Consider the following 3,712-nt stretch of genomic DNA (forward strand, 5'->3'; position numbering starts at 1 on the left):
GAAGCGGCTCGCCCAGCTCGAGCCCGTGGCCGAGGAGGCCGCCCGGCTGCGCAAGGAGGTCGGGTCGCTCCGCGAGATGGTGCAGCAGCGCACCCAGGCCGCCGAGGCCGCCTCGCGGTCGGCGCAGGCCGCCGCCGCCGAGCGCGCCCGCGCCGAGGAGCGCTCCGCGGTGGAGGCCGGCAAGCTGCAGGGCTCCGCCGCGCGGCTCGAGTCGGAGCTGGGCGCCGTCCGCCGCAAGCTCGCCGAGCTGGAGGCCGAGCGCACCGCGCGGGCCGCCGAGCTGGAGAAGGCGCGGACCGAGCTGCAGGCCGCGCAGGCCGAGGCCGAGCGGCGCCGCCAGGGGGCGGCCGCGGAGGCCGGCGAGGCCGAGCGCCGCCACGCCGCCGAGGCCGCGCGCCTGAAGGCCGCCATGGTGGAGCTGGAGAAGCACCTCGAGGCGCGCGCCCGCGCCGAGCTCGGCATGAAGAAGCGGATCCAGGAGCTGGAGAAGGCCGCCGCCGCCCCGCGCCCGCCGCCCGTGCCGGCCGCCGACCCCGCCGAGGTCGCGAAGCTGAAGGCCGCGGTGGCGCGGATCGAGGAGGAGCTCGGCGACCTCCGCGGCGAGAACGACTTCCTGAACGGCGAGGTCGCGCGCTACCAGCAGAAGAACCGCGACCTGCAGGCCCAGCTCGACTCGCTGCGCGAGGTGTGAGCGGCGGCGCGCCGCCGGACCTGCCCGGGCGACCCGCTCATGGTTCGACGGGGCTCACCATGAGCGGGATCGCGGAGGACGCTAGGCCTCGAGCCCGGGCTGCGGCTTCCGCGCCGCGCGGTAGAGCACGCCGGCCAGCGCCGCGAAGAAGGCGACGCCCAGCACCGCGTAGCCGGTGGACCCGATGGCGTGGACGATCGACTCCTGCAGGTCGAGCGTCTTCATGGTGCCCTCCGCGAACACCTGCAGGAAGGCCACGATGACGCCGAACAGCGCGCCGCCCGCCACCAGGCCGGTCGCGAACAGGCTGCCGCTGCCCAGCTCGCCCTCCTCGCCCGCGCCGCCCTTGCGGCGGGAGACGAAGTCCGCCACGCCCTTCAGCGCGCCGCCCACGAAGATGGGGAGCGTGGTGGAGAGGGGCAGGTAGAGCCCCACCGCGAAGGAGAGCGACTTCACGCCGCACAGCTCCATGGTGATGGCGACGAACGCGCCCACCAGCACGAAGTGCCAGTCGAGGTTGAGCGAGAGCAGGCCCTTGATGAGCGTCGCCATGAGCGTCGCCTGCGGGGCCGGGAAGTAGGAGGAGCCGATGGCGTGGTCGGTGATGCCCTCGGAGATCATCCGCGCCGTCGGCGTGTCGAGCACCTTTACCGTCACGCCGATGACCGTGGCCGAGGCGATCGCGCCCACGAACAGCGCCAGCTGCTGCGCGCGCGGGGTGGCGCCCACCAGGTAGCCGGTCTTCAGGTCCTGCGAGGTCGCGCCGCCGTTCGCGGCCGCGATGCAGACCATGCCGCCCACCACCAGCGCCATCGGCTCGTAGGCCGCGCCCGTCCAGCCCACCGAGACGAAGACCATCGCGGTCGCCATGAGCGTGGCGATGGTCATGCCCGAGATCGGGTTGGAGGAGGAGCCGATGATGCCCACGATGCGCGAGGACACCGTCACGAAGATGAAGCCGAACGCGATGATGAGCACCGCGGTGAGCAGCTTGTTGAGGATCGTGTCGCCCGGCACCTGCGGCAGCGCCACCAGCAGCACCACCAGGCCGATCGAGCCGAGGATCACCGTCACGAAGGACAGGTCGCGCTCGGTGCGCGACACCGAGGCGGCCGCGGTCTTGTCGCCCAGCGAGCGGATCGAGTCCCGCAGCGAGCTGACGATGGTCGGGAAGGTCTTGAGCAGCGTGATGAAGCCCGCCGCCGCCACCGCGCCCGCGCCGATCTGGCGGATGTAGGCGAGGTACACCGCGCGCGGCAGGTTCGCGAACGTGCCCGCCGCCGCGTCGAAGCCGAAGCCCTCCGGGCTCGCGCCCACCTTCACGAGCTGCCGCGCGATGACCTCGCCCGGCACCAGCACCGACAGCAGCGGGATGAGCCCCAGCCAGGCGAGGACGCCGCCCGCCACCAGCACGCCCGCGATGCGCGGCCCGATGATGTAGCCGACGCCCAGGTACTCCGGCGTGATCTCGCCGTTCACGGTGGCGTTCGGCAGCCACTTGTTGGTCTGCTTCGTCACCCACGCCGGCGTCTCGGCGATGACGTGGAAGACCTTCTGCAGGAGCGCGTAGCCGAGCGCGAAGCCCACGCCCTGGAACGCGGTCTTGGCGAAGTCGCCGCCCTTGTCGCCGGCGATGAGCACCGAGGCGCAGGCCGTGCCCTCCGGGTAGACGAGCTGCCCGTGCTCCTTCACGATGAGCGACCGCCGCAGCGGGATCATCATGAGGACGCCCAGGATGCCGCCCACCATCGAGAGCGTGAACAGCGTCACGTAGCTGAAGTAGCCCGCGCCGACCGACGAGCCGCCCGTGCCCGCGGAGAGGAACAGGAAGCCCGGGAGCGTGAACACCACGCCCGCCGCGATCGACTCGCCCGCCGACCCGGTGGTCTGGATGATGTTGTTCTCGAGGATGGAGGTCTTGAAGACCTTCCGCCCCAGCGAGATGGCGATGACGGCGATGGGGATCGAGGCGGAGACGGTGAGGCCCGCCTTGAGCGCCAGGTAGACCGTGGCGGCGCCGAACAGGATGCCGAACAGCGCGCCCAGCAGCACCGCCTTGGGCGTGAACTCGGGGAGCGTGCGATCCGCGCCGATGTACGGCCTGAACTCCTTCTGCTCGACCTCGGGCTTCACGACCGTGCTCGGCTCTGCCATGCGTCTCCTCGCCGCTGGGGTTCCGCGTTGCGCGGGGAGAAAACCACGTCCGCCCGCCGATGTCGACAACCGGGAACCCCCCGCGCGGGCCTTTCGCGGCCGGCCCCTTGCACACGGAAAGTGCAGCGGCGCAGCGCTTTCGCGCGGCGCGCACCCGCGCCCGCGTCGCGCGTCCCTGGGACGCGTGCTAGAGGAGGACCATGCCCGCCCGCCCCTCGCGCGCGCCGCTCGCCTGCGCGGCCGCCGCCCTCCTCGCCCTGTCGGCCGCCCGCCCCGCCGCCGCCGCCCAGCAGGCGACGCCGCCCGCCGGCGCGCCCGGCGAGCCGCCCTGCGCACCGGTGAAGCCGTGCGAGATCCCCGACGAGCCCGCGGCCGGGCCCGCCGAGCCGGCCGCCGAGCTCGGCGCCGAGGTGCGGCGGCTGTTCGACCTGGTCGCGTGCCGGGGCGCCGCCCCCGCCGGCCTCGACGCGCAGGTCGTCGGCGCGTTCTGCGCCGAGCAGCGGAAGGCGCTCGAGGCGTTCCGCACCGGCCCGCGCGCGAAGGCGTTCGAGGCGCTCGCGCCGCTCCGCCCCGCCGGCCTGCCCAGCAGCGCCGTGGTGCCCGGCGGCGCCGACCTCCTCACCGCGCTCGCCGCCTACCCCGACCTGAAGAACGTCACCACGTTCTCGGCGGCGCCGGCCGGGGATCCGCGCGTCCTCGCCGGCATGGCGCCCGACCGGCTGCGGCAGGGGCTCGCGGCGGTGCGCGCCGGCGCGCAGGCGCTGCTGCGGGGCGAGGGCGTCCCGGCCCGCGGCGCCGCCCGCGCCGGCGAGTTCCCCGTCCAGCTCGCGCTGTTCCTGACCGCGCTCGCCGCCGAGGGCTACGAGC

Annotated in this window: 1 protein-coding gene and 2 pseudogenes; 2 read left to right on the forward strand and 1 reads right to left on the reverse strand. The window is 74.3% G+C overall.

The features are described 5' to 3' along the window. Positions 1-691 (forward strand): annotated as a pseudogene (locus tag PSR1_RS22305) (response regulator); the annotation flags it as partial. An 81-nt stretch (positions 692-772) separates the two neighbouring features. On the opposite strand, the gene PSR1_RS22310 reads toward PSR1_RS22305, so the two are convergent. Next, positions 773-2,845, reverse strand: a complete 2,073-nt coding sequence (locus tag PSR1_RS22310) for an OPT family oligopeptide transporter (protein ID WP_059439517.1) — start codon at positions 2,843-2,845, stop codon at positions 773-775. A gap of 200 nt (positions 2,846-3,045) precedes the next feature. Here PSR1_RS22310 and PSR1_RS22315 point away from each other — a divergent pair. Next, positions 3,046-3,712 (forward strand): annotated as a pseudogene (locus PSR1_RS22315) (hypothetical protein); the annotation flags it as partial.

The organism is Anaeromyxobacter sp. PSR-1 (assembly GCF_000964525.1).
Classification (GTDB): domain Bacteria; phylum Myxococcota; class Myxococcia; order Myxococcales; family Anaeromyxobacteraceae; genus Anaeromyxobacter.

Excerpts from the sequence above, each read along its gene's own strand:
- PSR1_RS22310 (WP_059439517.1), bottom strand. The coding sequence starts at position 2,845 with ATGGCAGAGCCGAGCACGGTCGTGAAGCCCGAGGTCGAGCAGAAGGAG.